The organism is Streptomyces sp. NRRL B-24572, from assembly GCF_002156145.1.
Classification (GTDB): domain Bacteria; phylum Actinomycetota; class Actinomycetes; order Streptomycetales; family Streptomycetaceae; genus Streptomyces; species Streptomyces vietnamensis.
This window is the reverse complement of sequence record NZ_MWIG01000926.1, coordinates 1-3235: the sequence shown is the minus strand read 5'-3', so window position 1 is coordinate 3235 and position 3235 is coordinate 1. Positions and strand designations below refer to the sequence as shown.

At 70.9% G+C, this 3235-nt stretch carries 3 protein-coding genes; all 3 read left to right on the top strand.

All coding sequences use genetic code 11. The features are described from left to right. Window positions 1-281 precede the first annotated feature (281 nt). Complete coding sequence (locus tag CCN56_RS38380) at window positions 282-1502, top strand: amidohydrolase family protein (RefSeq protein WP_086832276.1); 1221 nt, start codon at window positions 282-284, stop codon at window positions 1500-1502. Further along, window positions 1502-2653 (top strand): acyl-CoA dehydrogenase family protein, encoded by a 1152-nt coding sequence (locus CCN56_RS38375; protein ID WP_086832275.1) that lies wholly within the window; start codon window positions 1502-1504, stop codon window positions 2651-2653. The genes CCN56_RS38380 and CCN56_RS38375 overlap by 1 nt, the downstream gene beginning before the upstream one ends. Before the next feature lie 7 nt (window positions 2654-2660). Beyond that, on the top strand, window positions 2661-3235 hold a 575-nt coding region (locus tag CCN56_RS38370), incomplete at its 3' end, for an acyl-CoA dehydrogenase family protein (RefSeq protein WP_143664780.1).

Genomic DNA, 3235 nt, shown 5'->3' with positions numbered 1-3235 from the left:
GCGCTCGGCGCGCTCGCGCAGGCCGCCGAAGGTGAGGACGCGGTCGCCCTGGAGGAGGACGGGCCGGTCGGGGGTGAGGGCGGCGCGGCGCTCGACGAGCTCCCAGAGCGTGCGGGACTCGCCGAGAGTGTGTGCGGTCTCTTGCATCCCGTACTCCTCTTGGCTGACGTTCCGTCAGATGTTGCGGTGAGCGTAGAGGTCCGCCGCTTGTCGGTCCAGGGGTGCGGAGCTAGCCTGATTCCGTCAGATCTGACGGGTCATCAGAAACGGGAGAAGGCTCCATGACGGAACTGCCCCGCATCATCAGCGTCGACGACCACGTGATCGAGCCCGCCCACCTCTTCGAGACCTGGCTCCCGAAGAAGTACCGCGACCGCGGGCCCCGGCCCCTCACGGCCGGCATCGGCGAGCTCGCCTACGTCGCCGGCAAGTACCAGATCACGATGGACCCCGAGGGCCCGCCCACCGACTGGTGGATCTACGAGGACCTCAAGTTCCCGTACAAGCGCAACATCGCCGCCGTCGGCTTCGACCGCGACGACATGACTCTGGAGGGGATCACGCGGGAGGAGATGCGGCGCGGCTGCTGGGACCCGAAGGCCCGCCTCGCCGACATGGACCTCAACCACGTCGAGGCCTCGCTCTGCTTCCCCACCTTCCCCCGCTTCTGCGGCCAGACCTTCGCCGAGGCCCACGACAAGGAGGTCGCCCTCGCCTGCGTCCGCGCCTACAACGACTGGATGGTCGAGGAGTGGTGCGGGGACAGCGGGGGGCGGCTGATCCCGTTGTGCATCATCCCGCTCTGGGACGTCGACCTCGCCGTCGCCGAGATCCGGCGCAACGCCGCCCGGGGAGTGAAGGCGGTGACCTTCTCCGAGATCCCCACCCACCTCGGGCTGCCGTCCATCCACTCCGGCCACTGGGATCCGTTCTTCGCCGTCTGCCAGGAGACCGGGACGGTGGTGAACATGCACATCGGCTCCAGCAGCCAGATGCCGGCCGCCTCCCCCGACGCCCCGCCCGCCGTCCAGGCCTCGCTGAGCTTCAACAACGCGATGGCCTCGATGATGGACTTCCTGTTCTCCGGCGTGCTCGTGAAGTTCCCCCGGCTCAAGCTCGCCTACAGCGAGGGCCAGATGGGCTGGATCCCGTACGCCCTCGAACGTGCCGACGACGTCTGGGAGGAGCACCGGGCGTGGGGCGGGGTGCGCGACCTGATCCCCGAGCCGCCGTCCACGTACTACTACCGGCAGATCTTCTGCTGCTTCTTCCGCGACAAGCACGGCATCGCCTCGCTCGACGTGGTGGGACGGGACAACGCCACCTTCGAGACCGACTACCCGCACGTCGACTCGACCTTCCCGCACACCAAGGAGGTCGCCCTCGACCACGTCCAGGGCCTCGACGACGAGACGATCTACAAGCTGATGCGGGGGAACGCCATCCGGATGCTGGATCTCGACTTCGACCGCGACCGCGACCGCGACCGTGGGACCGTCTGATGGACCTCTCCTGCACCGACGAGGAAGAGGAGTACCGCGCCCGCCTGCGGGAATGGCTCGCCGCCACCCTGCCGGGCCTCCCCGAGCGGCCCGACCCGCTCGACTGGCCGGCGCGCCGCGCCTACGACTGCGGCTGGCAACGCCGTCTGTACGACGCCGGATACGCCGACACCCACTGGGACGCCTCCCCGACCCAGCGCCTCATCTTCCTGGAGGAGACCGAACTCGCCGGAGCCCCCTACGTCGGCGCCAACTTCGTCGGCCTCCTCCACGCCGGACCCACCATCGCCGCCGAGGGCACGGCCGCCCAGCGGGAGCGGTGGCTGCCGCCGATCCTGCGCGGCGACGAGGTCTGGTGCCAGGGCTTCAGCGAGCCGGACGCCGGGTCGGACCTCGCCTCCCTGCGGACGAAGGCCGTACGGGACGGGGACGCGTACGTCGTCACCGGCCAGAAGATCTGGACCTCGCACGCCGAGGTCGCCGACTGGTGCGAGCTGTTGGTGCGGACAGGCCCCGAGACGGGACAGGGGGCGGCGCCGTCCAAGCACAAGGGCATCACCTGGCTCGCCATGCCCATGGACGCCCCCGGCATCACCGTACGACCGCTGCGCACCCTCGCCGGGTCCACCGAGTTCGCCGAGGTCTTCCTCGACGAGGTGCGGGTGCCGGTCGGGAACCGGGTCGGGGAGGAGAACGACGGCTGGCGGGTCACCATGGTGACGCTGTCCTTCGAGCGCGGCACCGCGTTCGTCGGCGAGGTCGTCGCGTGTCGTCGGCTGCTCGGCGAACTCGCCCGTACGGCCCGGAAGAACGGCACCTGGGACGATCCCGTACTCCGCAGGCGGCTCGGCAGGCTCTCCGCCGAGTTCCGGGCGCTGTGGCGGATCGTCCAGGCCAACGTCAGCGAGGCCCAGGCGACGGGCGGGGTTCCCGGTGCGGGCGGCTCCGTCTTCAAGCTGCACTACTCGCACGCCCGCCAGGAGCTGTACGACGCGGCCGCCGCCGTCCTCGGGCCCGACGCGCTCGACCTCGGGCGCGACTGGACCCTCGACCGGCTGTCCTCGCTCTCGTACACGATCGCGGCCGGCACCTCGCAGATCCAGCGCAACATCGTCGCCGAGCGGATCCTCGGCCTGCCGAAGGGGCGGTGATTCGGTCATGGACTTCCGGCTCACGGAGGACCAGAGGGCGTTGCGGCGGGGGGTGCGGGAGCTGCTGGCGGGGCGGTTCGACCGGGAGGTGTTGCGGGGCTTGGTGGACGCGCCTGCTCTCGACCGGGAGCTCTGGCGCGAGCTCGGCGACGCCGGGTTCTTCTCGCTGCGGCTTCCCGAGGCCGAGGGGGGTGTCGGGCTCGGGCTGCCCGAGGCGGTGTTGGTGTTCGAGGAGGCGGGGAGGGTGCTGCTGCCGGGACCGCTGGTCGCCACGCATGTGGCGGCGGGGGTTGTGCCGGGTGCGGCGGACGGTTCTGTTGTCGTGACCTCTGTGGACGAGGGGCTGGTCCCTTGGCTGGACGAGGCCGACGTGGTGGTCGGTGACGTGTCGGGCGCCGTGCCCGTGCGGTCGGTCGATCCGCTGACCCCGCTCCACCGGGTGCCCGGTCCCGTGGGCGCCGTAGGTGCGGGGAGCCTGGGCCCGGCAAGGGCGCCGTCCGTTGTGCCCACCCTCCCCCGAGCTCTCGGCTTCGCTCGAGCAGGGGGGACCCCCTTCGCCCCGGCGGAACGCATGCCCACAAC